Below are 25,499 nucleotides of genomic sequence, written 5' to 3'. Positions count from 1 at the left end.
GCAGGAGAGCGTACGCATGCCCCTGATGCCCGCCGCCGCCTGCCCGCCGTGACCCTGCGCCCCTGAACCAGCACTGCTCTGCTTCACCGGCAGCAGCTGCACCGACTTCGGTCCGCCGACTGCGGGCCCGTGAGCGGCCGCCTCGGCCCTTCACGCCTCCGCACGCCCTTGAGACGCCGGGTGTGCCCGAGCACGACGGGGTTTTCCTCTCTTGTCTTCTTCCGCACTGTCACCCGTCGCGCGGCTGCGCGGCTCCCGTCCCCCGTGGCTGTCCCCGAAGGTCTTCCGCACCGAGGTCCTCGCCGGTCTGGTCGTCGGCCTGGCGCTGATCCCCGAGGCGATCTCCTTCTCCGTCATCGCCGGGGTCGACCCCAAGGTGGGGTTGTTCGCGGCCTGCACCATGGCGATGGTGATCGCCTTCGTCGGCGGCCGGCCGGCGATGATCTCGGCCTCCACCGGTGCCGTGGCGCTGGTCGTCGCCCCCGTCGCCCGTGAGCACGGCCTGGGGTACCTGATCGCGACCGTCATTCTGGCGGGGGTGTTCCAGATCGTTCTCGGTGCCCTGGGGGTGGCGAGACTGATGCGGTTCGTGCCGCGCTCGGTGATGGTCGGCTTCGTCAACGCCCTGGGCATCTTGCTGTTCTCGGCCCAGATCCCCAATCTGCTCGATGTGCCGTGGCCGGTGTACCCGTTGGTCGCCGCGGGCCTGGCGCTCATGGTGTTCTTCCCCCGGCTCACCAAGGCCGTGCCCGCGCCGCTGGTCTCCATCGTCATCCTCACGGTCATCACCGTCGCGGCAGGCATCGCCGTCCCCACCGTCGGCGACAAGGGCAAGCTGCCCTCCTCCCTGCCCGTGCCCGGCCTGCCGGATGTCCCGTTCAGCCTCCACACCCTGACCGTCATCGCCCCTTACGCGCTGGCGATGGCCCTGGTCGGACTGATGGAGTCGTTGATGACCGCCAAGCTGGTCGACGAGATGACCGACACCCGCTCCAACAAGACGCGCGAGTCCATCGGGCAGGGCATCGCCAACATCGTCACGGGCTTCTTCGGCGGTATGGGCGGCTGCGCGATGATCGGCCAGACGATGATCAACGTGAAGAACGGGGCCCGCACCCGGCTGTCCACCTTCCTCGCCGGGTTCTTCCTGCTCATCCTGTGCATCGTCCTCGGCCCGATCGTCTCCACGATCCCCATGGCCGCACTGGTCGCCGTGATGGTCCTCGTCTCGGTCGGCACCTTCGACTGGCACTCCATCAAGCCCGCCACCCTCAAGCGGCTGCCGATCGGCGAGACCACCGTCATGGTGATCACCGTCGCGGTCGTCGTCGCCACCGGCAACCTCTCCATCGGCGTGGGCGTCGGCTCGCTCACCGCCATGGTCATCTTCGCCCGCCGCGTCGCCCATCTCGCCCACGTCACTGCGGTCCTCGACCCCGACGGCACCCAGGTCGTCTACTCCGTGACCGGCGAACTCTTCTTTGCCTCCTCCAATGACCTGGTCACGCAGTTCCATTACGCCGCCGACCCGGACAGGGTCGTCATCGACCTGACCGCGGCGCACATCTGGGACGCCTCGTCGGTCGCCGCCCTCGATGCCATCGAAGACAAGTACAAGCAGCGCGGCAAGTCCGTCGAGATCGTCGGCCTGAACGAGCCCAGCGCCCGTATCCACCGGACGCTCAGCGGCGAACTCACCGGCGGCAACTGACCAGCTGGAGCGCGGGCATCAGCTTCCGCAGGCGCAGCCCGGGGCGGGATCCGCGTCAGCCGTCCCGCTCGCGCAGCAGCCGTCGCTGCTGGTTGCCGCGGACGGATCGGCGCTCTTGCCGAGGGTGCCGGCATCGGCCTTGACGACGTAGACCTCCCACGGCTCCTTGCCGGGGCCGTGCACCCACACCTTGTCCTGGAGGGCGTAGCAGCACGAGGTGTCGTTCTCCTCGAAGGTGGCGAGGCCGGCGTCCTTGAGGCGGGCCGTCGCTGCCGTCACTTGATCCGTGGACCCGACTTCCACCCCGAGGTGGTCGAGGCGGGTTTCCTGCCCGGGGTCGCCCTCGATCAGCACGAGTTTGAGCGGCGGCTCTGTGAGGGCGAAGTTGGCGTAGCCCGCGCGTCGCTTGGCCGGTTCGGTGCCGAACAGCTTCGAGTAGAAGGTGACCGACGCTTCAAGGTCGCTGACGCGCAGGGCGAGCTGTGCACGTGACATGGCGAGACTCCGATCGGCTTGCATTGATGTCTTTCGATTCAAGGTTGCGCCCTGGTTTGATAAACGTCAACATAGAGGGATGTCGAATCAAGAGCTTGAGATCCTCGGGCAGACCGACCAGGACGATGCGTGCTGCCCGGGCCTGCTGTCCGCCCCGCTCGACGAGGGCCAGGCCGTGGAGCTGGCGAAGGTGTTCAAGGCGCTGGGCGACCCGGTGCGACTCCGCTTGCTGTCGATGATCGCCTCGCGCGCCGGCGGCGAGGTCTGCGTCTGCGACCTCACCCCGGCCTTCGACCTGTCGCAGCCGACGATCTCGCATCACCTCAAGCTGCTCCGGCAGGCCGGCCTCATCGACTGCGAGCGGCGTGGCACGTGGGTCTACTACTGGCTGCTGCCGGAGATGACCGACCGCCTCGCGGGCATCCTCATGCGTCCCGCGGGCGGGCCCCTCCCCGCCCCCACCGAGGCGGCTGGGGCGACCTCGTGAGCGCCGCACCCGAGCAGGCGGTCGCCGGCCGCCTGTCGTTCCTCGACCGCTACCTCGCCGTGTGGATCCTCGCCGCGATGGCGCTCGGCCTCGGCCTCGGGGGCCTCGTGCCCGGCCTCGGGGGCGCCCTCGCCAAGGTGACCGTGACCGGGGTGTCCCTGCCGATCGGGCTCGGCCTGCTCGTGATGATGTACCCGGTCCTCGCCAAGGTGCGCTACGACCGGCTCGACACCGTCACCCGCGACCGCCGCCTGCTGCTGCCCTCCCTGCTGCTGAACTGGATCGTCGGGCCGGCGCTCATGTTCGCGCTGGCGTGGCTGCTCCTCCCGGACCTGCCCGAATACCGCACGGGCCTGATCATCGTCGGGCTGGCCCGCTGTATCGCCATGGTCATCATCTGGAACGACCTCGCGTGCGGCGACCGCGAGGCCGCCGCCGTCCTGGTCGCGCTGAACTCCGTCTTCCAGGTCATCGCGTTCTCGGCCCTCGGCTGGTTCTACTTGTCGGTGCTGCCCGGGTGGCTCGGCCTCGAGCAGTCCGGCCTCGCGGTGTCCGTGTGGGAGATCGCCCGCAGCGTGCTGATCTTCCTCGGCATCCCGCTCGCCGCCGGCTACCTCACCCGCCGGATCGGAGAGAGGGCCAAGGGACGCGCCTGGTACGAGTCCGGACTGATCCCGCGCCTCGGCCCGTTCGCCCTGTACGGCCTGCTGTTCACGATCGTCATGCTGTTCGCGCTGCAAGGCGACGCGATCACCTCGCAACCGCTCGACGTCGCCCGTATCGCGCTCCCGCTGCTCGTGTACTTCGCCCTGATGTGGGCGGGCTCCATGGCACTCGGACGCTCCGTCGGCCTCGACTACCCGCGTGCGACGACCCTTGCGTTCACGGCAGCGGGCAACAACTTCGAGCTGGCCATCGCGGTGGCCATCGCCACGTTCGGCGCCACCTCCGGACAGGCCCTCGCGGGTGTGGTCGGCCCGCTCATCGAGGTGCCGGTGCTGATCGGCCTCGTCTACGTCGCGCTGTACGCCCGCCGCTTCTTCACCACCCCCGCGCCTCTGAGGACCGAGGAAGACCCCGCCCATGTCTGACACTGCTCCGCCCTCCGTGCTGTTCGTCTGCGTCCACAACGCCGGCCGCTCGCAGATGGCCGCCGCGTTCCTCACGCACCATGGAGGCGACCGCGTACAGGTGCGGTCCGCAGGGTCCGCCCCCGCCGACGCCGTGAACCCGTCCGTCGTGGCGGCGATGGCCGAGGTGGGCATCGACGTCTCGGCCGAGGTGCCCAAGATGCTCACCGTCGAGGCCGTGCAGGCATCCGACGTCGTCATCACGAGGGGATGCGGCGACACCTGCCCCGTCTTTCCCGGCAAGCGGTACCTCGACTGGCAGTTGCCCGACCCCGCCGGGCAGGGTGTCGACGCCGTACGGCCCCTCCGTGATGACATCGAGCAGCGGATTCGCGCACTGCTCGACGAGATCGCCCCCGGCGGGCAGGGGTGAGCGTGGCGGTGGCCGAGGGGGGCGACGGATTTCCGGTCGAATACGGGCGAGCGCCGATGCCGAATATCTCCTGCCGCAACTGCAGAAATGGCCACTGGTGCGGCAAGGGTTTTTTGCCCTCTCGAAATCGTCGGGATCATGTGCCGCGCATGGCCGCCAGGAGCGTGCTACCGTCGATCTCAGTTGCAGTTGTGGTTCCCAAGACTTGAAGCGTGCTCGCTGTCGTACATGGCGGAGCGCTTTCGTATTTCCGGTGTTTATTTCCGGACGGGCAATCAACGCAGCGACACGGAGCCCGCATGGTGTGGGCTCCGGGCACTGCCCCGAAGGAGATATGACATGGCTACTGGCACCGTGAAGTGGTTCAACGCGGAAAAGGGCTTCGGCTTCATCGAGCAGGAGGGTGGCGGCGCCGACGTCTTCGCCCACTACTCGAACATCGCCGCCCAGGGCTTCCGCGAGCTGCAGGAGGGCCAGAAGGTGAACTTCGACGTCACGCAGGGCCAGAAGGGCCCGCAGGCCGAGAACATCGTCCCCGCCTGACGCTGACGCGTACACCGTAGCTGGGGCCCGCACCTTGGGTGCGGGCCCCAGCTCGTTGCTTTTCGGTGTTTCCCGTGTGCCCCGCAACGGCCGCACGAGCGGCGGGCGGGCAGCGAGTTCGATTTCCCGGCCGCTATCCCGCCACGGGCAATCCGCCCGGATCCACGATCCGGCAACTGCTTCGCTCTTCTTGCGGCGTTGCCGGTCCCGCTTCGGCGTGCAGGGGCGAAATATTTCCGCCCCGCTTCGTTTCATCTCATTTCATCGGTTCGTTCTGGCGATTCTTGTGTGCGGCTTATTGCCACCGGGAATTCCTCGACGTACCGCATCGAGGAAGGTTCTCCATGAACCGCACAGCTCGCACGAATGACCGCTACTCCCGCTCTGCCGGCTCGTCAGGCTCAGGCCGCGGCGGCTACCGCTCCGGCGGGCCGAATCGCTCGGGCACGGGCCGTTCCGGAGGCCCCGGACGGCGTCCCGCGACGCTGCAGGGAGAGTTCGCCCTGCCCGTCACCCACACGCCCGCCCTGCCCCCGGCCGAGACGTTCGCCGAGCTGGACATGCCGCCGGCGCTGCTGGCGGCCCTCGGCGCGGAAGGCATGTCCGCCCCGTTCCCCATCCAGGCCGCCACGCTGCCGAACTCGCTGGCCGGACGCGACGTCCTGGGCCGCGGACGCACCGGCTCGGGCAAGACGCTGGCCTTCGGTCTGGCCCTGCTGGCCCGCACCGCCGGACAGCGCGCCGAGCCCCGCCAGCCGCTGGCCCTGGTGCTGGTCCCCACCCGGGAGCTGGCCCAGCAGGTCACCGACGCACTCACGCCCTATGCCCGGTCGCTGAAGCTGAGGCTGGCCACCGTCGTCGGCGGGATGTCGATCGGCCGGCAGTCCAGCGCACTGCGCGGCGGCGTCGAAGTGGTCGTCGCCACGCCCGGACGGCTCAAGGACCTCATCGAGCGCGGCGACTGCCGGCTGAACCAGGTCGCCATCACCGTGCTGGACGAGGCCGACCAGATGGCGGACATGGGCTTCATGCCCCAGGTCACCGCCCTGCTCGACCAGGTCCGGCCCGAGGGGCAGCGGATGCTCTTCTCGGCCACGTTGGACCGCAACGTGGACCTCCTGGTCCGGCGCTACCTCACCGACCCGGTGGTCCACTCCGTCGATCCCTCGGCGGGCGCGGTCACCACGATGGAGCACCACGTGCTGCACGTCCACGGTGCCGACAAGCACGCCACCACCACCGAGATCGCGGCCCGCGAAGGCCGGTCGATCATGTTCCTGGACACCAAGCACGCCGTGGACAACCTCACCAAGCACCTGCTGAGCAGCGGCGTGCGCGCCGCTGCCCTGCACGGCGGCAAGTCCCAGCCCCAGCGCACCCGCACCCTGGCCCAGTTCAAGACCGGACATGTCACCGTCCTGGTGGCCACCAACGTCGCGGCCCGCGGCATCCACGTCGACAACCTCGACCTCGTCGTCAACGTCGACCCGCCGAGCGATCACAAGGACTACCTGCACCGCGGCGGACGCACCGCCCGCGCGGGCGAGTCCGGCAGCGTCGTCACCCTCGTCCTGCCCAACCAGCGCCGCACCATGAACCGCCTGATGGCGGACGCGGGCATCACACCGCAGTCCACCCAGGTCCGCTCCGGCGAGGCCGAACTGAGCCGTATCACCGGCGCCCAGGCACCCTCCGGCATCCCGGTCACCATTGCCGCACCCGTCGTCGAACGCGCCAAGCGCAGCGGCTCCTCCACGCGCGGCCGCCGCAGCCGCCCCGCCCAGGCCCGCCGTGCCGCCGGGGCAGCCCGAACCGCGACACCGACGGCGCGGCAGTCCTCCTCGGCCCCGGCCGCCTAGACCGGTCCCGGACGATCACGCCCAGCTCGTCGGATCACCCTCGTCACGGAGGTTTTTGTCGATGCTCCAGAGCCACCCCCGGGCGGACTGCTCCGGCGAGGCAGCCGGCGACGTCATGACGTCGCCGGGACCGCAGGTCGGCGACGACATGATCGTCGACCTGGCGCTGTCCGTCCTCATCGGGGCCGGTGCCGACCATCTCCTCGTCCGTGACGAGGACGGGCGGTGTACGGGCCTGATCACCCGTTCCCAGATGACAGCCCACCACCAAGGCTCCTGGTACACCGAGGAGACCCGGTTGCGGGACATCGTCTACGACCGGGGTCCCTTCACTTCGCCCGTGATGTCTGTACACGACGCGGAACGCGCCATGCGCCGACGCGCGCTGCGGGCCTCACCCGTGATCGGTGAGGACGGGCACGCCCTGGGCGTCGTCGTCCTCACCCGTTGACACTTCTCCGCCCGGGGCCGGTGATCCGTTTCCGGCTTCTCTCCGACCTTGTGGAGGCACTATGCGCGTCGTCATCGCCCGCTTCCCCTTCAACCTGCTCAAGACCGAGGTGCAGGATGCGATGAAGGGCATCAAACCCGAACCCGTCACAGGTGAGTCCGTGCTCATCGGCCGCCGCCATTACCCCGTCAAACAGGTCGGGGAGGTCATCACCCGGCAGGACCGTCGTGACTTCTCCGCCGGCGAAGTGACCCGAGCTCTGAGCCGCCTCGGCTTCGTGTGCCGCCCGGCCGCCGCGCTCGTGCCCCCGACCGCTCTCACACCACTGGAGACGGCGTCGGCCTTGTTGGGGCACCCGGCCTGACCCGACCGCTGTGGCACTGCAGGCCCGGCGGTCCGAGGCCGGTCTCCCCACACGCTGTTGCGGGGTGACTCCTGCCGTGGCTGTCTGGTGGTCAGCGAGGCCCAACAGTCCGAAGGAGGACGGAAGCCGTGTCCCGCGACGCCGCCGAATCCGCAAGTGTGCCCCTCGCCCCGGTGAGGGGAGCACGTGCTCCAGCCGGCCAACCCCGCGAAGAGCACCGTGACAGTGCCGCGGAGGGCGCTCACCCGGCTGCCGCTCTGGTGGAGCGGGCGGCCGGCCTGGTGGAGCCGATCAAGCCGAAGCTTCGTGGCTGGCTCCACGCCGGAACGGTCCCCGCCGCGCTGATCGCAGGCGTCGTCCTCATCCGCCTGGCCCGGACCCCGCAAGCCGCCCTGGCCTGCACCGTGTACGCCGTCACCGCGTTGCTGCTGTTCGGGACGAGCGCCGTCTACCACCGCGGCACCTGGGGGCCGCTCGGCGAGGCCGTTCTGCGTCGTCTCGACCACGCCAATATTTTCCTCATCATCGCCGGCACCTGCACCCCTCTGGCCGTGCTCCTCCTCCCTCCGGACCAACGGCCCGTCCTGCTGTGGATCGTGTGGGCGGGGGCACTGGCCGGCATCGCCTTCCGCGTCCTCTGGGTCGCAGCTCCCCGTTGGCTGTACACCCCCTGCTACCTGGCCCTGGGCTGGGCACCGGCGCGCTACCTGCCCGACTTCCTGCACACCGGCGGAGCGGCCGTACTCACCCTGATCGTGACCGGCGGTCTCCTCTACAGCGTGGGCGCGGTGGTCTACGCCCTCCAGCGCCCCGATCCCTCACCTCGCTGGTTCGGCTTCCACGAGGTCTTCCACGCCCTGACCGTGGCGGGCTTCACCGCGCACTACATCGCCCTCTCCCTCGCCGTCTGCTGAGCACAGCAGTGTCCTGGCGCGTGGGCCTCGTCCGTCCCACGTCCCGATGGCCCGCCCGGCTCCCGGTGAATCAGAGGCGCGGAGCCTCGGACGCTGCCGCGAGAAGAGGGGACACCTCGGCCACGGAGCTCAGCCCCCCGGCGTCCGGCTGACGGCGATGAGCTCCGGCGACGACATCGACGGAGCTCGTCCGGGTGGCTGCTGTGGGACGGGCCGTGACGCCGGCGGGTCCGACGCCGACTGAACGTCCTCGGGGCGCGGCGGCCGTGCGCGGGCGCGGAAGCGGGTTTTCAGACGTCGGCCTCGAGGCGGGGCCCGGCGGGTGACGTGCGCAGTTCTTCGTTGATGCGCTGAGCTTCCTCGAGCTGGTCTTGGAGGATGACGATGCGGCAGGCGGCGTCGACGGGGGTTCCCTGGTCGACGAGTTCGCGGGCGCGTGCGGCGATACGCAGCTGGTAGCGGGAGTAGCGGCGGTGGCCACCCTCGGACCGCAAGGGCGTGATCAGCTGGGCCTCACCGAGGGCCCGCAGGAAGGCGGGGGTGGTGCCGAGCATTTCGGCGGCTCGCCCCATGGTGTAGGCGGGGTAGTCCTCGTCGTTGAGACGGTCGTGAGAGATTTCTGCGGTCATTTGCACCTCTGGTCGGGGACGTCGCGGGGCCCTGGTGCCGAACACGCACCAGGGCCCCGAGGGATTTGAACACCATCTGCCGGCTACTGCGGTGCCGGCTTTCTGTTTCCGCACCGTCGCCCGGGAGAGGGCGGGAAGTGCGGGGATCGCGGATGTGTGACCGGGGACCACCTTCCATTCCGGGGCCTGCGGTACCCGAGCGGACTCACTTCCTCGCCCGGGCGATCCTGATGGCGTCTGCCTCCTTCTCATCCGTCTGCTGACCTGCTTGCTCCTGCGGATCCCTGCGGTTCCGCTCGCGGCCCCAGGGGCCGCCCGGCCCGGCAGTCAGTCGCGGGGCCCACATGCATACCATTCGGCCCCGCGACTCCACTGCCGTGCCTCTTCTGGCACTGCACGCGCGGCAGTTCGACCTCTGCCGCGCCTTTCGATCTCTTGGCTACGTCGAAAACCCTAACCCCCGAGGGCCCGCATGTCTACCGCCGCCATGGCAGATTTTCTGTGAAGGCGAGGGCCGAGCTTCTGTCATCCGTGTCTGATGGAAACTGCACCAGGAAGCGCGTTGTCCGGGGTGTGGGAACGGACGGGGCGGGCACACTGCCAGCCACGGCAAAAGGCGCAACAGATCACAGGCGGGGTGTACGCGCATGAACGGTATGAAGATCACCAGCGCCCCTCATCCCGTACCGACCGTGGTGCGGGGCGAAAGCCTGGACAGCATCCACCGGGCCCGCGAGGCGACCCGCGCATTCACCGACCACCTCACTCCGGCACCGGATCCCGAGCGGGTGGACACCTTCCTCCTGGTGGTCTCCGAACTCGCCACCAACGCACTGCGCCACGGCGGTGGCCGGTACACCCTCCAACTCTTCGCCGGCCCGGACACGCTGACCGCGGCGGTCAGCGACCTCAGCTCAGCGGCCCCCCGCGAACGCACCCCTGATCTCAACGGCGGCGGCGGTGGCTTCGGCTGGCACATGGTCCGCCACCTCACCAGCTACCTGGCCATCACCCCCGCCCCCGGAACCGGCAAAACCATCCATGCCCAACTTCCCCGGTAGCGGGGCCCTGTGGTCCCGCCACGGGACGCGGTCTCGCCCGACCGTGACCAGCGAGGCGGCGCCCCCCACGACAGGGCCGGATCTTGAGGTCGAGGGGGTGCACGGAGGCGGCCCGCACCCGGATCCGGGCCTGGCCCGGCGCGGGCTCCGGCGGGGTGACCTCCGACGGCCGCAGCACCTCGGGCGCGCCGTACGCGGCGAAGGTGATGGCTTTGGACATCGGAAACTCCCGGGTAGCGGCGGGAAGAGAGGCGACGGCACGCGCTATGCCTCACTGCGGGGCTGCCCCGGCTCAGTCGCCGCTCAGGCGCTGAGGGTGGGGTAGTCGGTGTAGCCGCGGTGGTCGCCGCCGTAGAAGGTGGCCTTGCCGGGGTCGTTGAACGGGCCCTGACCACCTGACCGCCTGAGCACCTGACTACCCACCAGCAGCCATCCCCAGAGTGTTGTCGACGCCCTGGAAGCTCCACGTCGCACAGTTCCCGGATGGCTGTGCGCCGCCTGGCCCGCCGAGCACTGAAGCGATGCAGCTGGAAATGGCAGCCGAACTCCTGGAGCACGCGCTCGAAGTACTCGGCGGGGAGGGGAGACGCGAGCCGGCTGGTACGAGTGGCGATCGACCACCGTATGAGGAGTTCGATCTACGGAGCCTTGAAGGCCGTGCCTTCTTGTGCTGGGAGGCCGTCAGAGGCCGCTTGCGGGCGGGCCGTCTGCCGTCATTGATGTCAGGCGGGGATGCCCACACCTGGCAGGCCCGCCATGTGACACTTCCTGCTAATGCTGGTCATCGTCGCCGAGATCGACGTCATCGGCCATGCGACTCCACTCGTTGATGATCGTCTGACTGTCGATGACTTTCTGAACCGCGGCCTGAATCGTCCTGAATTTCGGCCGGAGCCGGCGGCTTCCTTGCGCGGCGCCGCCGATGCTGTTCGAGAATTCCTTGAGCTGGGCGGTGGTCGTTGTGGTGACGCCCGCCAGTTCCTTGATCTCTTTAAAGAATGAGCGAGCAGCCTCTCTGTCTTCGAGAGGGATGTCTTCTTCCGAAGCGCGCCTGATGATGCCAATGACGCCTGGGTCGATAGCGGCCAGCTCGGTCCAATACTTCGACCCGAGGGCGTCGGCCTTCTCCGCCGGCTCGGCAAGTCGCGTGGCCAGTTCTTCTGCTACGCGCATGCGACCGGTGAATCCTCCGCCTCTGGCGTCGGATGCGGCGATTTCTACTGCCGCCCAATTCGACTCCTCGCCAATGCTGGCAATGATCTCCGCGAACTGCTGGACGGTTTCGTACCAGGCGGGGAGGGCTTCCTCCATTTCCGCCATGATCTCAATGAAGCCAGGCGGTTCTTCCTCGACCTGATTCAGTGGAGCGAGCTCTACGGGCTGGGCGGGAGGCGCTGTGTCGAGGATTTCAGCAAGTCGCCGAGCGAGCTCGTGGACTGCTTTTCGATACGCTGGAGAATCTTCGTCCTCCAGGCGGAGCTCGCGCCAATCTACCCATTGTCGCTTCGAGATGAGTTCCACAACCTCGTCGGCTGGGTGATCCTCAGCCTCTTGCGTCAGTTGAGGCACGTTCACGTAGTGGATTGGCAATAAAAGCTCATCCAGGCTGAGGCTGGCAGCGTGTCCCGCAAATGTGATGACTTCGCGCCTGCATTCCTGGCTCATCAGGAACTTGGGCGTCACGATCGGAATGAGGAAGGTGGTGCCGGTAAGGACGGAGTCCAGTCGCATTCGCCAGGCATCGCCCCACTCGAGTGACTTCTTGTCGAGAAAGATTTCGAGAGGATCGCCTGTGATGATTTCGAACGCATTGGCGATCTGCTCGGACAGTCGTACGATGCGGCCGCCATCCAAATGGTCATCGCGATGGGTGTAGCTCCAGAACCCAATGGGCTGTGCGTTAGTCACGTTGAAAGATTAGTGCGATGCGTGGGACACCACTCGAGGTTTCGCAAAACGAGGCAGACGCAACGACTTTGGGCTGGAACTGCTATACGCCGTCATGGCTCTGCACGTGAGGTGGTCGGCAAGCTCGGTGGCGGAGGCTGCGGTGTGCAGCCTCCGGTCCGGCAGTACCGGAGTCTTCCCAGCCGCAGGTCTTACGCGTCGACCACGCCGTCGACCTCGGCCGGGTCGAGGGAGTCGACGTCCTCCATGAAGCTCAGCATCCGGGCGTTGACCACGTCGGGGTGGTCGATCTGCGGGCCGTGGCCCGTAGCGGCGATGATCTCGGCACGGGCTCCGGGGATCAGCCGCGGCACCCGTTCCAGCTGCCGCTGCGGGTGTACCAGCAGGCTGCGCTTGCCCATGACGAGGTAGAGCGGGGTCCGGATGGAGCGCAGCGCGTCCTCGGTCAGCGGCAGCGGCGCGGGGCGGCGGATCCGGAAGGCGCGCGCGCCCGCCTGGATCCACGTCCGCAACTCGGGAACGGCGATGACCGGTTGCTCCAGCCAGGAGGCGAGGCGCGGGCGCAGCGCCTTGGGGGCGAAGCTGGCGAAGAGACTGACGAAGACCCAGGCGAAGAAGCGCAGGCCCACCTTCTCCAGGCCGCCGGGGTCGAGGGCGGTGACCGACGCGAGCCGTCCGGGCCGGCGGTGGGCCATGTTGAGCACCAGCCAGCCGCCGTACGAGGAGCCGACCAGGTGGACCCGGTCGAGGCCGAGGGCGTCGAGCGCCTCGTCGAGCCACTGGGTGGCGTGCTCCGGCTGCCACATGGGCTCGCGGTGGACGCTGCGCCCGGCGTCGCCAGGGGTGTCGAGCGCGTAGACGGGCCGTTCGGCGCTGAGCGCGGGGGTGTTGGGGTACCACATCGCCGAGCAGTAGCCCGCGCCGTGGATCAGGACCACCGGCGTACGGGACTCGGCTGCCGGATCCGTGGGGCCGTACCGGTAGACGTGCGTGGTGCCGAAGCTGGTCTCGACGTCCGTCTCGGAGCGGGCGGGCGCACCCATCGCGTAGACGGCGTCGCAGGCGGCGAAGTAGCGGTCGCGCAGCTCGTCGTTCACGTAGCGGCCGACATCGCGGCGCACACGGGTCGTGTTCTCGGGCACGGGGGCACCTCCGGGGAGATCCGTTCTTCGTGATACGACCGTACCATGACGATGGTACGGCGGTACCATAAAGAGGTCCGGGAAGAGCCGGACCGCGAACCCGACACCGACGGGCGGAGACACCGGCACATGCCAAAGCGCGTGGACCACGAGGAACGGCGCGCCCAGATCGCCGAGGCGCTCATCCAGGTCGCGGGGCGTCGAGGACTGCACGCCGTCGGCATGCGCGACGTGGCCGCGGAGGCCGGCGTATCCCTCCGACTCGTGCAGTACTACTTCGAGACCAAGGAGAAGCTGCTCTTCTACGGGCTCCAGCACCTGACCGACCGCTTCACCGCGCGGGTGGGCGCTCGCCTCCGCGCCGCCGGTCCGAACCCGGGCCCCCGCGCGACCAGCGAGGCGCTGCTGCTTGCCTCCCTCCCGACCGATGAGGAGAGCCGCACCTTCCACCTCCTCTACAGCTCCTACTCGATCCTGGCCGTGACCGACGACGCACTGGCCGCCCAGCCCTTCATCGACAACCCCGACGCCGCCGAGAACGCCCTGACCGGCCTGCTCGAAGAGGCCCAGGCGTCAGGTCTGGCCGCTCCCGGGCTCGACGCGCGCACGGAGGCGATCAGCCTGCTCGCGATGACGGCGACCATGGGCACCAGCATCCTCGTGGGCCAGCGGAGTCCGGAGTCGGTCATCGCGGTGCTCCGGCACCATCTCGACCGGATTTTCGCGACCGCCGAGACGGCGGCGGCGTCCGAGTAGGACCCAATCTGGCGCACCACTACGGCACTTGTGGCTGCGGATGGCACGCACATGGCGCGCGACTCCGAGGCATTCAGGCAAAGAAGAAGGCCCAGGTCTCCGACCTGGGCCTCAACTATGGAGCGGGTGACGGGAATCGAAGCCGCGCTCTGAGCTTGGGAATCAACGGTGACTGAGCGGAGTAGTCGGCCAGTTGAGCGTGTGAGTGGGCAGGGGGACGACCGGGGTCCAAGGGCAGTTTCCGGTGATCTCACCGAGTCACCGAGTCACCGAGTCACCGAGTCACCGAGTCGCCGAGTCACCGAGTCGCCGAGCCGCCGGGGAGCCGGGGAGCCTTGCGAGCTCCGGCCGTAGACGGGCCCGGGGGAAGGCGGTGACGCGCCACTGGCCGACGGGCCGTCAGAAGTTGTACGGCTTCTTGGTGCTCCAGTTCAGCACGTCGGCCTCGCTCCAGCTGAACTGCGTCTTCTCGCCCTGGATGTCGACCGAGTAGGAGGGGCCGTCGTGACCGTCCGCGCCGCGCAGCGCGAGGGCGAACGACTGCGCCGTGTGGTTCTTCGAGCCGTAGTCGAAGAGGTTCACCGCGCTGTATGCCTTGCCGCCGGGCTGGAGCGTGATGTGCTTGTCGCCGCCCGGGTTGTCCTTCTTCGAGTGCGGCAGTGCGGCGCTGTCGACGTCGCCGAGCTTCACGGTCGGGTACGAGGTGACCCAGCAGGGCTTGGTGCCCTTGTTCGACGCGGTGACCAGCAGGTGGTCGCCCTGCTGCCCGGCGAACCGGTGCACCGCGGTGAGCAGCATCTCGTCGCCGCGGCACTGCTGGGCGCCGGCCGTCGTGCCCTTGCTCGCGGCCTCGCCCGTCCCGCCCGGGGCGGAGCGCGCGCCCTCCTTGGCGTTACCGCCGCTCTCGGCCTGCTCCGCGCCGCCCTTGCCGTCCCCGTTGGACGCGGACCGGCTCTGCGCGCTACCGGCGGCGTTGTCGCCGCCCGCCGCCTTCGAGCTGCCCTCGGCGCCGCCGCAGGCGGTCAGGCCCAGCGCCAGCGCGGCGGTGACGGCGGCCAGGGTGGCGGTACGAATCCGGGAAGTACGCATGATCAGGTTCCCCCTGTGCTTCGTGCGGGAGTTTCCTCTGGCCGGTCCCTTTGGCCGTTCCCGCGGTGTGGACACCACTTTTCCCGGGGCCACTGACGTTCCGGAAACGCCTCACTCACGTCCCGCAAACAAGCCGCGCGAACGGATGAGGCCGAGCTGCTCGTGGCGGAGACGGGCAAGCCGTTCCGGCGGTCCACCTTCGGGCGGACATGGCGCACGGCACGCGCGGCCGCGCCAACCACTCGGATCTTGAGGGGGATGCTGGTGGCTCTCGCTCGCATCGCCCGCTTCGCGACACCGGTCCGAGGAAGCCCCGCGCCCGGTTAGTGATCACTGCTCGTGTCAGGACGTCTGGCCTGTGCCGGTGTGCTCGTGCCAGCGGCATCCGCATCGGCCCCACCGTCACAGAGCGTCTCGAAACGGCAGAGGTGACGCGCCGCCTCTGTGCTCCGTGGTCATGTGATCGATCAATGCTCTGGCCTGCGATGGAGCTGTCATCGGTGGCCGGCGTTGGTCGCCCTTGAGTGCCCTTGTATGCCCTTTTCACGGCCCGTAGACGGCCCGAGGGGAACTGTCCCCTCGGCCCGCAGACGGCCTGAGGGGAGCTGTTGCACCCTTCGATGCGACCTATGGGCGCGCCGGTCGCTGATCCCTGGTCAACAGGGCCGCGGCATTGGTCAGTTGGAGGTCGGATTCGCGGGCAGCGCCACCACGATCAGTAACCGATGGTGCGCGTTCCCTCACTCTAATGGGGCGCATCGGATGGCGGTTCCGTCCGCCTCATTCCTAGCCTGGGCTGGTGCGTTCGATTCGTAGAGAACGCACGAACCACTCAGAGAGGTCAAAGCATGTCCCGCACCAAGCTCCTCGCCCTGGCCGCTGCACCCGCGTTGGCCGTCAGCCTGGCGTCCCCCGCACTGGCCGATGACGAAACCGCCCACCCCCGCGTCGTCACCGCAGAGAGCCCGGTCCGGTCCATCGGGGCCAACCAGACCGAGATCGTCACTGTCACCTGCCCTAGGGGCACCTTTGCCGTCAGTGGTGGCTGGCTCGTGTCCTCCGCCAGCATCGACGTGACGGGCAACCGTGCGGTGAGCGACAGACGGTGGAAGATTCGATTCGAGAACGAGGCGAACCAATCCGGCAGGGTGCAGGCTTTCGCCCGTTGCGCGGCCTGACGGCGAGCAGTCGCCAGGGCAGGCGGGACCGCCTGAACGTCGCGACCGCGCTCCCTCCAGTCGAATGAGGGGGAAGTGGTGCGGATCCGGTGCGGGACGCCTGAACTGGCCCGGACGACGAAAAAGGCCCAGGTCGCCGACCTGGGCCTCAACTATGGAGCGGATGACGGGAATCGAACCCGCGCTCTGAGCTTGGGAATCAAGGGTGCTCGTGACAGCCATTGACATGCTGACCTGCGTAAACGCGGGCTGTGGGTGCAGCGGGGAGGGGCAGCGGGCACCAGCATTGACCGTGATTTACCGCCCGTTAGGCACGCAGAGGGCACGGGCTGGAGCGGGGAGCGACGGCGGCAAGATCCGTGGCCTCGGCCGGCGTGGCGGCCTCTCTCCGAGGTCTGTCAACGGCGCAACGGCTGGAGGAGTAGGGGGAGTTCGCACGGGAATGGCACCGCCGCGGTACGCCGTGATCCTCATATCTCCCCACGGCGTGGCGCACCTGGCCGGCAAGTGCAACCCTCACCCCTACAAGAGCCACCGAGCGGCGGGCAGGGGAGGGGGGATGGAGCCAGATGAGGGGGTCTGGGAGGGGATCAGCCGCGGAAACCCGCTCCAAGCGACGCACGGCGATGCGGTGCGTGTCGCGTGGGAACGATGTGGTCACTGGCTCATGTAGGAGCCGCGACAGAGCATCGAGACTGGCAGCGGCGCCCGAGCAGCGCTGCGTTGATGCGGGCCGAGGTCGGTCTGCCTCCCGCGCACACCACTTTCGGCTGGATGTGGATTGCTCCGGCCACAGCAGCGGGCCGGGTGTGCGGACGGCCGACGGGCAGGCGGATGCGCACCTTCTTCAGGGCGGGGATGAGCCTCTGGGATCGCGCGAGGTTCTTGGCGAGGTACGCGGCCCGGGTACCCTTGCCGCCCCCCGGGGGTCCGACGAGGACGATTCGCATCAGCGGAGGAACCCTTCGTAGTTGCGCTGCTGAAGCTGGCTCTCGATCTGCTTCACGGTCTCCAGGCCCACACTCACGATGATGAGGATGCTTGTCCCGCCGAAGGGGAAGTTCTGGTTCGCGTTGAACAGCACCAACTCCATTGTTGGTACGAGCGCGATCAGCCCCAGGTACAGCGAGCCCGGCCACGTGATGCGGTTGAGCACGTAGCTGAGGTACTCGGCCGTCGGGCGACCGGCCCGGATGCCCGGGACGAAGCCACCGTGCTTCTTCATGTTGTCGGCGACTTCTTCGGGGTTGAAGCTGATGGCCACGTAGAAGAAGGCGAAGAACACGATCAACAAGACGTACGCGGCGAGGTAAACGGGGTGGTCTCCCTTGGTGAAGGTGGTGGCGATCCAGGTCGCCCATGCCGCCTTCGACCCGCTGAACTGCGCGATGAGCGCCGGGATGGAGAGCAGCGATGACGCGAAGATGACGGGAATCACACCCGCCTGGTTCACCTTGAGCGGGATGTACGTGGACGTACCGCCGTACGACCGGCGCCCGATCATACGCTTCGCGTACTGCACCGGTATGCGCCGCTGGGCCTGCTCGACGAAGACCACCAGGGCGACCATCGCCAGGCCCACCAGGATCACCGCGAAGAACTCGATCCAGCCGCCGGCGAGCTTGCCCTGGAGCTTGACCTGCCACAGCGCGCCCGGAAAGCGGGCGGCGATCGAGATGAACATCAGGATCGACATGCCGTTGCCGATACCGCGGTCGGTCACCATCTCGCCGAGCCACATGACCAGGGCCGTACCGGCGGTCATCGTGATGACCATCGTGATGGTGGTGAAGACCGAGCCGTTGGGCACGATCTGGCGCGTGCAGCCCTGGAAGAGCGAACCGGCGCGGGCGGCGACCACCAGGGCGGTGCCCTCCAGGGCGGCGAGCGCCACGGTCAGATAGCGGGTGTACTGGGTGATCTTCGCCTGGCCGGACTGCCCCTCCTTCTTGAGGGCCTCCAACTGCGGGATCACCACGGTCAGCAGCTGGAGGATGATGCTCGCCGTGATGTACGGCATGATCCCCAGCGCGAAGATCGTGACCTGCAGCAGCGCTCCACCGCTGAACATGTTCACCAGGCCGAACAACCCGCTGTTGGCGTGGGTCCGCTCCATGCAGAACTCGACGTTCGCGTACTTCACCCCAGGGACCGGGATGTGCGCTCCGACCTGGTAGAGCACGATGATGCCCAACGTGAACAGCAGCTTCTTGCGCAGGTCGGGCGTCTTGAACGCTCGGGCGAACGCGGTGAGCACGGTGCCTCCTGCGCCCCCCGCCCCTCTTAGGGCAGGGAGGCGACGGTCTTGAATATCGACGGATACGTAGCGGCTGTACTGCGCGGAGCTCGCCCGCACGGCGGGTTCCGAGGCAGGACCCCGTGGCCGACTTGGTTGCCCAGGGTGCGGTGCGCGCGCAAACGAATTCGCCGTCTCCCTCTAGCCCGGGTGTAGGGACACTGGGCTTCCGTACACACCCATCGCGACCGCTTGACCGCGGCCAAGGCGCTACCTGGCGGCCGGGGTTTGTGTCGGCGTGGGAACCTGCTCGGCGGGTGAGGGACGGTACGGCATCGGCACCAGGCCGGTAGTCGGGGCGCGGGTCGGCATCGGCACCGGGCCGGTAGTTGAGGCGCAGGTCGGCATCGGAACCGACCGGGTGGTCGACGTGCAGGTCGGCATCGGCGCCTTCGTGGCACTGGGCACGGGGCGGGGTCTCGACGGCATCGGGACCGACTCGGCGGGGGTGCCGGGGCGGTGCTGAGGGCCTGTGGGGCCGTCCTGAGCGAAGGAGCTTGGCAGGACCATCAGTCCGACTCCGAGCCCGGCAGCGGTCAGCACTGATCCGGTGGCCGTCCAGGCCGCTCGAGCCCGTCGGCGTGCGCGAACGCCGGCGTGCAGTCGGTCGCGGTGCCGGTCCTCATAGAGCGTGTCCTCCTGGCCGTCGCGCATCATCCGCGCCAGCTCCTGCTCGAAGTGATCCATAGCTCCCTCTTCACTCCACCGGCTCTGCCTCAGCCAGAAGCTGACGCAGCCGTGCAACGCCGCGTGCCGTCAGTGAACGGGCGGTACCCACCGGACAGCCCAGGACCTCCGCGACGTCCCGCTCGGGCAGGTCCTGGTAGTAGCGCAGCACCACCGCAGCCCGCTGCCGCGCCGGCAGCAACGCCAACACGGCCTCCAACCGGGTCTGCTCGTCCACGGCAGCGGTCTCATCTGCCACCTCGGGCGGGTCGGGCAGCTGGTCCACAGGGTGCTCACCCCACCAGCGACGCCGTGCCGAGCGAGCCGCAGCACGGGCCAAGACCCTGCGCACATACGCCTCGGGCGCCTCCTTGGCCACCTTCGGCCAGGCAAACCACAGTTTGACAAGCGCTTCCTGCAGCAGATCCTCGGCCCGGTGTCGGTCTCCACCGGTGAACAGCCGCGCCAGGTGAAGCAACGCCGACCACCGAGCCGCCACGAACCGGTCGAACTCATCGGCCCGCAACTGCCCCATCAGCGTCACCCCCTCACCTCAACACGCCCCTACACCCTCAATAAAGGCACTGGCCCCTGCCCCGCTATGCACCCCCGACAAGTGACTTGGCTCACGCATGCCATCCGGCCGTGCCCACGGCTCGACGTGTCCGGGTCGGCGGCGGCAGGTCGGACGGGATGGAGGACCGGAAGAGGAACACGGAAGGCGGATGCCATGACCGTTGACGAGCTGACCACCCGCGACCTGGCTGGGGCCCTGGCCGTCACAGGTGAGCGCGCCGAATGGCTGGAGCTAGGGGACTTCACGGCCATGCCCGAGGCTGACTGGGCACCTCGGGCCGACGAGTTCCGGATGCTGCCCGGTGAGACGCTAGGCGGTGTACTGGCCTACTACGCCGAGGTGGCCCGGCAGACCGACGATCTGGTCGCCACTCTGCCCGACCTGGTGGCCACGCGGCCGCTGCCGAAAGCCCCGTGGTCCGAGCCCGGTGCGCAGTGGTCGGCCCGCCGGGTGCTGATGCACATCATCGCCGAGACCGCCCAGCACGCCGGCCACACCGGCCACGCCGGCATCATCCGCGAGTCCATGGACGGCGCCACGAGCATGAGTTAGGGACTCTGCCTACCAGCACCGCAACACGGGGCCAGAGCGGAACGATGCAAACGTGACGCAGTTACAGGGCCCATCGGACGCGCCTTAGCGGTGCACGAGTGGTGTGCCCCTTCTAGGCCGACCAACCGATCCGCCCAGGAGGCTGGTTCGGCAGGTATCGGCCGCTCCTGGGCGGCTTGATGCTGGCCGAGGCCGGGGCATGCCGAAGGCAGGCGGACGGGGAAACCCCCTTCTGGCCTGCGAGTTTATCGGTTACGCCCGCCGCCACGCACCTTCATCGTCCTCTCCTCGCACAGCAGTTGGCGTGAGCGGGTCACGCAAAATGGATCTCAGGATTCGAGGCAACCCTAGGGTTGAGGTCCGATTTCCGACCCAGGGCCGCCGCTGGGCCCTCCATTGGGGGTCTAGTGGTGCGGCGCCCCGGAATTGGACGAGAAAAACAACTAAGCCCCAGGCCGTCGACCTGGGGCTTTCGCATGGAGCGGGTGACGGGAATCGAACCCGCGCTCTGAGCTTGGGAAGCTCATGTTCTACCATTAAACTACACCCGCGTAATCCCGCCTCTGAGCGAGGGCGGAACATCGTCGCACACTCTACCCCATCACCGCTTCGCGGTGCATTTGGCATGCCCGGGTGGGGTGTCGGGGGTGTCCGGCGGGGCTGCCGGGCGGGGTTCCGGGGGTGCGGGTTGTGGGTGATGTGCGGGTGGGATGCGAGTGTGGGGCACGGGAGTTGAGGCGTACGGTGGGGCGTCGGAGTGCCGCTTGTAAGGGCGCCCAGTTCATCCCCTAATGTGGCTTTTGTTGTCCACGCAGTTGGGAGAGGGACTTGATGGAGCGCACCGTCGTACGTTGTGCCGAGGGCCACGTGTTCAGCACCGCTTCGTTCCCGATGCAGACCACCGACCGGCTCGGGCCCGGACGGCTGTTGCGCTGCCCGCGCTGTGCTCGGCTGCGGCACTCGGTGCCCGTCGAGCACTCGAAGCGGTAGCGATCAAGAGGCGTAGCGGCACGTAGTAAGAGGCGTAGCGGTACATGTAGGAGCAAGGAGTCGTCAGGGCCCGGCTTCCCCGGTGGGGGGCCGGGCCCTCGTCGTGCGGGGCGGGTGGTGTGGGCGCGTATCCTCATCTGCGTGCTTCTCTCAGACAAGGACATCCGGGCCGAGATCGATGCTGGTCGGGTGCGTATCGACCCCTACGAAGAGTCGATGGTGCAGCCGTCCAGCATCGACGTGCGGCTCGACCGCTACTTCCGGGTGTTCGAGAATCACCGCTACCCGCACATCGACCCCGCCGTCGAGCAGTCCGATCTCACCCGTGAGGTCGTGCCCGAGGGCGATGAGGCGTTCATCCTGCACCCGGGCGAGTTCGTGCTCGCCTCGACGTACGAGGTCATCACGTTGCCCGATGACCTTGCGTCCCGGCTCGAGGGCAAGAGCTCGCTGGGGCGGCTGGGGCTGCTGACGCATTCGACCGCCGGGTTCATCGACCCGGGGTTCAGCGGGCACGTGACGCTGGAGCTGAGCAATGTCGCCACGCTGCCGATCAAGCTGTGGCCGGGCATGAAGATCGGGCAGCTGTGCATGTTCCGGCTGACCTCGCCGGCCGAGCACCCGTACGGCAGTGAGAAGTACGGCTCCCGCTACCAGGGGCAGCGCGGTCCGACGCCGTCCCGGTCGTTCAGGAACTTTCACCGGACGCAGGTATGACGACGCAGGCATGACACAGCCGCTTCGGTGTGGGGGGCGCGCCCGACAGGGCGGGCGCGTGGCAGGGCGTGTGGACACAGAAGGTCTGAGAGAGATACGTGAGTGACGTGCGGGAGAACCTGACGTACGAGCGGTTCGGCGGGGCGGTCCGCGAGCTGGCGCAGACGATCGCCGATGACGGGTACGAGCCCGATGTCGTGTTGTCGATCGCCCGGGGCGGGGTCTTTGTCGCCGGCGGCCTGGCGTACGCGCTGGACTGCAAGAACATCCACCTGGTGAATGTGGAGTTCTACACCGGGGTGGGGACCACCCTGGAGATGCCGGTCATGCTGGCGCCGGTGCCGAATGCGATCGACTTCTCGGAGAAGAAGGTGCTGATCGCCGATGACGTCGCCGACACCGGCAAGACGCTGAAGCTCGTGCACGACTTCTGCCAGGGGACCGTGGCGGAGGTCCGCAGCGCGGTGATCTATGAGAAGTCGCAGTCGCTGGTGAAGTGCGAGTACGTGTGGAAGCGCACCGACGAATGGATCAACTTCCCGTGGAGCGTCGAGCCGCCGGTCGTGCGGCGTGCGGGGCAGGTCCTCGACGCCTGAGGTGACGGGCCGACCACCGATCGCCGTCCCCGGTAAGGGAGTTGGCGGTCGGGTGGGTTTCCCTGCGCTGCTTTCGGCCAATCCCGTTCCGGGTGTTCCACCGTCTGCTACCTGCGAGTACAACCCGCGGTAACAGCAGACCGGAGGGGAGGCCCAATGGTGCGCGCGAGACGCGGGCGGTGGGCGTTACGTGGGCGGCGTACGGGAGCAAGGGCGCGTACGGACGCAGGGCGGTGTACGGGAGCAGCAGCGCGTACGGGATGCCGGGCGCGGGCCGGGCGGGGGCGGTGGCTCAGGGGCGGCGTGGTGACGTCGACCGTGGCGCTGGCCGTGGTGTTCTCCGTGGCGGCGGGTGGGGCGAGTGCCGCCACCGGAGCCGCGGGGGGCCGGGCGCCGGCCGGGTCCGTGGCCGCCGAGTCGTTGCCGCCCGGGCTGGAGAAGATCCGGGCGCGGGAGGCGGCGAAGCTCTACGGGGATCCGGCCGAGCGGCCCCTCGGGGAGCGGAAGACCTCGTTGATCTCGCTGGGGGACAGCGAGATCTCGGGGGAGGGCGTCGGGACGTATGAGCCGGGCACGGACGGTCCGGACAACTGGTGCCACCGGTCGCCGGACTCGGCGATCCACCGGACCGGTATCGCGGCGGATGTGACGTACAACGCCGCCTGCTCGGGTGCGTCCAGCGGCAACATCGTGATCGGCGGCAGCAAGCAGTACGCCGACGAGCTGGTACAGAGCGACAGTCTCGCCATCGCGGCCCGGAACACCCGGCTGAAGATGGTGCTCCTGGTGGCCGGCGCCAATGACGATCTCCAGTTCGGGCCGGTGATGACGGACTGTGTGGTGCGCTGGTTCACACTCCAGGGCACCTGTGAGCCGAAGTACCAGCCGGGCTGGCAGGCGCGGGTCGACGGCCTGGTGCCGAAGGTCGGGCGGACGCTCGGCGATCTGCGGACCGTGATGCGGGACGCGGGGTACGCGGACGGCGACTACCGGCTCGTGGTGATGTCGTATCCGAGCCCGATCGGGCCGGATGTGGAGGACAACCCGCACTACCCGGGGAAGCTGCCGGGCGGCTGCACGGGCTACACCTCCGACGCGGGCTGGGGGCGCAATGCCGCGGTGCCGGCCTTCGAACGGGGGGTGCGGAAGGCCGCGCGGGACGCGGGGGCGACCTATCTCGACGCGTCGCGGCTGTTCCACGGGCACGAGGTGTGCATGGAGGACACCTGGGCCCGCGGGCTCTCTGTGAATCTCACCAACCCCTTCCCGCCGGACTCGAATTCCGTGCGGCAGTCGTTCCACCCCAATGCCCGCGGGCACGGCGCCTTCGCCTCGTGTCTGACCCAGCTGTACGCCGCGGGGGTGCGCGAGGCGTCCTGCGCCGATCCGGCGAGCACCGGGCAGCCGAAGCTGTACGCGGGGGCCTGGGACGACGCGTACCGGCCGCTGAAGAACGCCGGTACGGGGAGTTGTGTGGATGCGACCGGCGGTGCCAGCCGTAACGGGACGGCGGTCGGTGGCTGGGACTGCAACGGTCAGCGGCACCAGGACTGGTGGTACGACGGCGGTCAGCGGTCGGTGCATGTGGGGCTGACCCAGGACCGGTGTCTGGATGTGCCGGGCGCGCGGTACCGGGCCGGTGCCGGGCTGGTGTTGTGGAACTGCTCGGGCGCGGCCAACCAGCAGTTCGTCCGGGACGGCGGCGGCACGATCCGGCCCGCCGCCGCACCGTCGCTGTGCCTGACGCTGGCGGCGGCGAAGGAACCGCTGCGGTTGCAGGGGTGCGACGGGTCGGCGGGGCAGCGGTTCGCCTAGGGCGCGTCTTTCGGATCACGCTGGGACCGCAACGCGGTGAGTCCGCCGTACGGCAAGGGGCGAGTCCGCTGTACGGCACGGGGCGAGTCCGCTGTACGGCAAGGGGCCCGCTCCGGAGCCTGGTGCTCCGGGGCGGGCCCCTTGCGGTGGCCGGTCCGGCGTTACAGCGTGCCGAGCTTCAGCAGGGCGAGCAGCGCGACCAGCTGGATCGAGGCGGCGCCGAGTGCCTTGGGCCACGGCAGGTCGTGCGACTTGCTGACCATGGAGGTGAGGAGGTAGCCAGCGGCGAGCCAGGTCAGCCAGCCCAGGACCTGGACCAGGGTGCTGTCGCCGCCGAGGAACATCGCGAAGAGCAGCCGGGGCGCGTCCGAGATGGTCATGATCAGCATGGCCAGGCCGATGGTCGGCTGCCAGGCGCCGTCGCCGCCGAGCTGACGGGCCAGGGTGTGGGTGACCGTGCCCAGGATCAGGCTGCCGATGATGAACATCACGGCGGTGATCGCGACCCACGGGATGCTGTTGGAGAGGGTGGCGTTGAGCACATCCTCGCGGGCCTTGTCGAAGCCGAAGACCGCGAGCAGGCCGTAGATGAAGGTGACGACCAGCGCCGGGGCCCAGACCGCGTGGTCGCGCATCTGCCAGAACGTGGCGTCGGGGCGCAGCACGATGCCGGACAGCAGCTGCTTCCAGTGCAGCCGGGGGCCGGCCGGCGGTGCGCTGGTCTGGCCGGCGCGGTAGGTGCCGCCGGACGCATAGTCACCCTCGGGACCGTGGTCGTACTGGCCCTGGGGCGCACCGTAGGCGTCCGGGGTGTCGCCCACGCTGAACTGCTGCGTGTGGCCGGGGTTGTTGTCGTTGGAGTACGGCGCGTAGGACTGCTGCTGGGGTTGGTAGCCACCGTCGCCGAAGTACTCGGGCTCGCCGTACTGCCCGTGCGGCTGCGTCTGCCCCTGCGTCCCGGCCCCGTAGTGCTGAGGGGCCTGCTGCGGCGCCTGCTGCCATTGTCCAGGGGGCGGCGGGGGCTGCTGCCCGTACGGCCCTTGCTGCCCGTACGGAGCCTGCTGCCCCTGCTGTCCCTGCTGTCCGTTCTGCGCGGGGCGGGCATCCCGTCCGCGACCCATCCTGAATCCAGCCACGTACTCGAAAGTACCTGGTCCGTGCGGATCGGGTGGCGGAGCAGGCGGATCGGGGCGGGGTTTG

At 68.7% G+C, this 25,499-nt stretch carries 24 protein-coding genes, 1 tRNA gene and 2 pseudogenes; 17 read left to right on the top strand and 10 right to left on the bottom strand.

Going from position 1 to position 25,499, the window contains the following annotated elements:
* Positions 1-211: 211 nt before the first annotated feature.
* A complete protein-coding gene (locus K7C20_RS18100) occupies positions 212-1,711 on the top strand; it encodes a SulP family inorganic anion transporter (protein ID WP_030075480.1) in 1,500 nt (499 codons plus the stop codon).
* A gap of 18 nt (positions 1,712-1,729) precedes the next feature.
* On the opposite strand, the gene K7C20_RS18095 is transcribed toward K7C20_RS18100, so the two are convergent.
* Entirely contained in the window at positions 1,730-2,206 is a 477-nt protein-coding gene (locus tag K7C20_RS18095) for an ArsI/CadI family heavy metal resistance metalloenzyme (RefSeq protein ID WP_030075479.1), read from the bottom strand.
* A 79-nt stretch (positions 2,207-2,285) separates the two neighbouring features.
* On the opposite strand from K7C20_RS18095, the gene K7C20_RS18090 reads away from it, so the two are divergent.
* The 8 genes from K7C20_RS18090 to trhA all read left to right on the top strand — a co-directional run bounded on the left by K7C20_RS18090 (position 2,286) and on the right by trhA (position 8,327).
* Positions 2,286-2,693, top strand: coding sequence for an ArsR/SmtB family transcription factor (locus tag K7C20_RS18090; RefSeq protein ID WP_030075478.1), 408 nt, complete (start codon positions 2,286-2,288; stop codon positions 2,691-2,693).
* Complete coding sequence (arsB, locus tag K7C20_RS18085) at positions 2,690-3,784, top strand: ACR3 family arsenite efflux transporter (RefSeq protein WP_030075477.1); 1,095 nt, start codon at positions 2,690-2,692, stop codon at positions 3,782-3,784. Before K7C20_RS18090 ends, arsB begins: the two co-directional genes overlap by 4 nt.
* The gene (locus tag K7C20_RS18080; RefSeq protein WP_030075476.1) at positions 3,777-4,196 is read left to right on the top strand and encodes an arsenate reductase ArsC; all 420 of its coding nucleotides are present in this window, start codon (positions 3,777-3,779) and stop codon (positions 4,194-4,196) included. Before arsB ends, K7C20_RS18080 begins: the two co-directional genes overlap by 8 nt.
* Before the next feature lie 339 nt (positions 4,197-4,535).
* Positions 4,536-4,739 carry a cold-shock protein gene (locus tag K7C20_RS18075; RefSeq protein WP_006604711.1) on the top strand — a complete coding sequence of 68 codons (204 nt, stop codon included), beginning with the start codon at positions 4,536-4,538 and terminating at the stop codon, positions 4,737-4,739.
* Positions 4,740-5,083: 344 nt separating this feature from the next.
* Complete coding sequence (locus tag K7C20_RS18070; RefSeq protein ID WP_222892626.1) at positions 5,084-6,598, top strand: DEAD/DEAH box helicase; 1,515 nt, start codon at positions 5,084-5,086, stop codon at positions 6,596-6,598.
* A gap of 61 nt (positions 6,599-6,659) precedes the next feature.
* The gene (locus K7C20_RS18065; RefSeq protein ID WP_048830081.1) at positions 6,660-7,049 is read left to right on the top strand and encodes a CBS domain-containing protein; all 390 of its coding nucleotides are present in this window, start codon (positions 6,660-6,662) and stop codon (positions 7,047-7,049) included.
* 61 nt (positions 7,050-7,110) lie between these two features.
* Positions 7,111-7,413, top strand: coding sequence for an SCO5918 family protein (locus K7C20_RS18060; RefSeq protein WP_030086723.1), 303 nt, complete (start codon positions 7,111-7,113; stop codon positions 7,411-7,413).
* 173 nt (positions 7,414-7,586) lie between these two features.
* Positions 7,587-8,327, top strand: a complete 741-nt coding sequence (trhA, locus tag K7C20_RS18055; protein WP_400846734.1) for a PAQR family membrane homeostasis protein TrhA — start codon at positions 7,587-7,589, stop codon at positions 8,325-8,327.
* Positions 8,328-8,617: 290 nt separating this feature from the next.
* Here the strand turns inward: trhA and K7C20_RS18050 are convergent, their stop codons facing one another.
* Positions 8,618-8,956 carry a MerR family transcriptional regulator gene (locus K7C20_RS18050; RefSeq protein ID WP_030086725.1) on the bottom strand — a complete coding sequence of 113 codons (339 nt, stop codon included), beginning with the start codon at positions 8,954-8,956 and terminating at the stop codon, positions 8,618-8,620.
* Between the two features lie 647 nt (positions 8,957-9,603).
* Between K7C20_RS18050 and K7C20_RS18045 the strand changes: the two genes are divergently transcribed.
* The gene (locus K7C20_RS18045) at positions 9,604-10,017 is read left to right on the top strand and encodes an ATP-binding protein (protein WP_030086727.1); all 414 of its coding nucleotides are present in this window, start codon (positions 9,604-9,606) and stop codon (positions 10,015-10,017) included.
* Between the two features lie 771 nt (positions 10,018-10,788).
* Here the strand turns inward: K7C20_RS18045 and K7C20_RS18040 are convergent.
* Positions 10,789-11,925: a toll/interleukin-1 receptor domain-containing protein gene (locus K7C20_RS18040; RefSeq protein WP_063754031.1), complete on the bottom strand. Its 1,137-nt coding sequence runs from the start codon at positions 11,923-11,925 to the stop codon at positions 10,789-10,791.
* 191 nt (positions 11,926-12,116) lie between these two features.
* Positions 12,117-13,067, bottom strand: coding sequence for an alpha/beta fold hydrolase (locus K7C20_RS18035; protein ID WP_030086729.1), 951 nt, complete (start codon positions 13,065-13,067; stop codon positions 12,117-12,119).
* Positions 13,068-13,196: 129 nt separating this feature from the next.
* Here K7C20_RS18035 and K7C20_RS18030 point away from each other — a divergent pair, with 129 nt between their 5' ends.
* Complete coding sequence (locus K7C20_RS18030) at positions 13,197-13,823, top strand: TetR/AcrR family transcriptional regulator (protein ID WP_030086731.1); 627 nt, start codon at positions 13,197-13,199, stop codon at positions 13,821-13,823.
* 399 nt (positions 13,824-14,222) lie between these two features.
* Here the strand turns inward: K7C20_RS18030 and K7C20_RS18025 are convergent, their stop codons facing one another.
* Entirely contained in the window at positions 14,223-14,912 is a 690-nt protein-coding gene (locus K7C20_RS18025; RefSeq protein ID WP_053208677.1) for a DUF4232 domain-containing protein, read from the bottom strand.
* Positions 14,913-15,760: 848 nt separating this feature from the next.
* Here K7C20_RS18025 and K7C20_RS18020 point away from each other — a divergent pair.
* A complete protein-coding gene (locus tag K7C20_RS18020) occupies positions 15,761-16,090 on the top strand; it encodes a hypothetical protein (protein ID WP_030086733.1) in 330 nt (109 codons plus the stop codon).
* Between the two features lie 875 nt (positions 16,091-16,965).
* On the opposite strand, the pseudogene K7C20_RS18015 reads toward K7C20_RS18020, so the two are convergent.
* Positions 16,966-17,040: pseudogene (locus tag K7C20_RS18015) on the bottom strand (adenylate kinase); the annotation flags it as partial.
* Positions 17,040-18,347, bottom strand: coding sequence for a preprotein translocase subunit SecY (gene secY, locus K7C20_RS18010; protein WP_222892624.1), 1,308 nt, complete (start codon positions 18,345-18,347; stop codon positions 17,040-17,042). The pseudogene K7C20_RS18015 and the gene secY, both read right to left, overlap by 1 nt.
* Positions 18,348-18,624: 277 nt before the next feature.
* Between secY and K7C20_RS18005 the strand changes: the two genes are divergently transcribed.
* Complete coding sequence (locus tag K7C20_RS18005) at positions 18,625-18,852, top strand: hypothetical protein (protein WP_030088488.1); 228 nt, start codon at positions 18,625-18,627, stop codon at positions 18,850-18,852.
* A 231-nt stretch (positions 18,853-19,083) separates the two neighbouring features.
* Here K7C20_RS18005 and K7C20_RS18000 read toward each other — a convergent pair whose 3' ends face one another.
* Entirely contained in the window at positions 19,084-19,587 is a 504-nt protein-coding gene (locus K7C20_RS18000) for a SigE family RNA polymerase sigma factor (RefSeq protein WP_030088490.1), read from the bottom strand.
* 276 nt (positions 19,588-19,863) lie between these two features.
* Between K7C20_RS18000 and K7C20_RS17995 the strand changes: the two are divergent.
* Positions 19,864-20,181: pseudogene (locus tag K7C20_RS17995) on the top strand (mycothiol transferase); the annotation flags it as partial.
* 477 nt (positions 20,182-20,658) lie between these two features.
* On the opposite strand, the gene K7C20_RS17990 reads toward K7C20_RS17995, so the two are convergent.
* Positions 20,659-20,732: transfer RNA gene (locus K7C20_RS17990), tRNA-Gly, on the bottom strand.
* A gap of 580 nt (positions 20,733-21,312) precedes the next feature.
* Here K7C20_RS17990 and dcd point away from each other — a divergent pair.
* The 3 genes from dcd (at position 21,313) to K7C20_RS17975 (ending at position 24,299) form a co-directional block, all read left to right on the top strand.
* Positions 21,313-21,888 (top strand): dCTP deaminase, encoded by a 576-nt coding sequence (gene dcd / locus K7C20_RS17985; RefSeq protein WP_030088492.1) that lies wholly within the window; start codon positions 21,313-21,315, stop codon positions 21,886-21,888.
* Between the two features lie 98 nt (positions 21,889-21,986).
* Positions 21,987-22,484: a phosphoribosyltransferase gene (locus tag K7C20_RS17980; RefSeq protein WP_030088493.1), complete on the top strand. Its 498-nt coding sequence runs from the start codon at positions 21,987-21,989 to the stop codon at positions 22,482-22,484.
* A 303-nt stretch (positions 22,485-22,787) separates the two neighbouring features.
* Positions 22,788-24,299, top strand: a complete 1,512-nt coding sequence (locus tag K7C20_RS17975; protein WP_053208678.1) for a ricin-type beta-trefoil lectin domain protein — start codon at positions 22,788-22,790, stop codon at positions 24,297-24,299.
* A 161-nt stretch (positions 24,300-24,460) separates the two neighbouring features.
* Here K7C20_RS17975 and K7C20_RS17970 read toward each other — a convergent pair whose 3' ends face one another.
* Positions 24,461-25,420: a Yip1 family protein gene (locus K7C20_RS17970; RefSeq protein WP_030088496.1), complete on the bottom strand. Its 960-nt coding sequence runs from the start codon at positions 25,418-25,420 to the stop codon at positions 24,461-24,463.
* Positions 25,421-25,499 lie beyond the last annotated feature (79 nt).

The organism is Streptomyces decoyicus, assembly GCF_019880305.1.
GTDB classification, from domain to species: domain Bacteria; phylum Actinomycetota; class Actinomycetes; order Streptomycetales; family Streptomycetaceae; genus Streptomyces; species Streptomyces decoyicus.
Note: the sequence above shows the minus strand (reverse complement) of the source record. Positions and strands in the feature narration are given on the sequence as shown.

Bases quoted from the DNA above. Each gene is read 5' to 3' on its own strand.
- K7C20_RS18095 (WP_030075479.1), bottom strand. From the start codon at position 2,206: ATGTCACGTGCACAGCTCGCCCTGCGCGTCAGCGACCTTGAAGCGTCG.
- K7C20_RS18090 (WP_030075478.1), top strand. From the start codon at position 2,286: ATGTCGAATCAAGAGCTTGAGATCCTCGGGCAGACCGACCAGGACGAT.
- K7C20_RS18080 (WP_030075476.1), top strand. From the start codon at position 3,777: ATGTCTGACACTGCTCCGCCCTCCGTGCTGTTCGTCTGCGTCCACAAC.
- K7C20_RS18075 (WP_006604711.1), top strand. From the start codon at position 4,536: ATGGCTACTGGCACCGTGAAGTGGTTCAACGCGGAAAAGGGCTTCGGC.
- K7C20_RS18070 (WP_222892626.1), top strand. From the start codon at position 5,084: ATGAACCGCACAGCTCGCACGAATGACCGCTACTCCCGCTCTGCCGGC.
- K7C20_RS18065 (WP_048830081.1), top strand. From the start codon at position 6,660: ATGCTCCAGAGCCACCCCCGGGCGGACTGCTCCGGCGAGGCAGCCGGC.
- K7C20_RS18060 (WP_030086723.1), top strand. From the start codon at position 7,111: ATGCGCGTCGTCATCGCCCGCTTCCCCTTCAACCTGCTCAAGACCGAG.
- K7C20_RS18050 (WP_030086725.1), bottom strand. From the start codon at position 8,956: ATGACCGCAGAAATCTCTCACGACCGTCTCAACGACGAGGACTACCCC.
- K7C20_RS18045 (WP_030086727.1), top strand. From the start codon at position 9,604: ATGAACGGTATGAAGATCACCAGCGCCCCTCATCCCGTACCGACCGTG.
- K7C20_RS18030 (WP_030086731.1), top strand. From the start codon at position 13,197: ATGCCAAAGCGCGTGGACCACGAGGAACGGCGCGCCCAGATCGCCGAG.
- K7C20_RS18025 (WP_053208677.1), bottom strand. From the start codon at position 14,912: ATGCGTACTTCCCGGATTCGTACCGCCACCCTGGCCGCCGTCACCGCC.
- K7C20_RS18020 (WP_030086733.1), top strand. From the start codon at position 15,761: ATGTCCCGCACCAAGCTCCTCGCCCTGGCCGCTGCACCCGCGTTGGCC.
- K7C20_RS18000 (WP_030088490.1), bottom strand. From the start codon at position 19,587: ATGGGGCAGTTGCGGGCCGATGAGTTCGACCGGTTCGTGGCGGCTCGG.
- K7C20_RS17970 (WP_030088496.1), bottom strand. From the start codon at position 25,420: ATGGGTCGCGGACGGGATGCCCGCCCCGCGCAGAACGGACAGCAGGGA.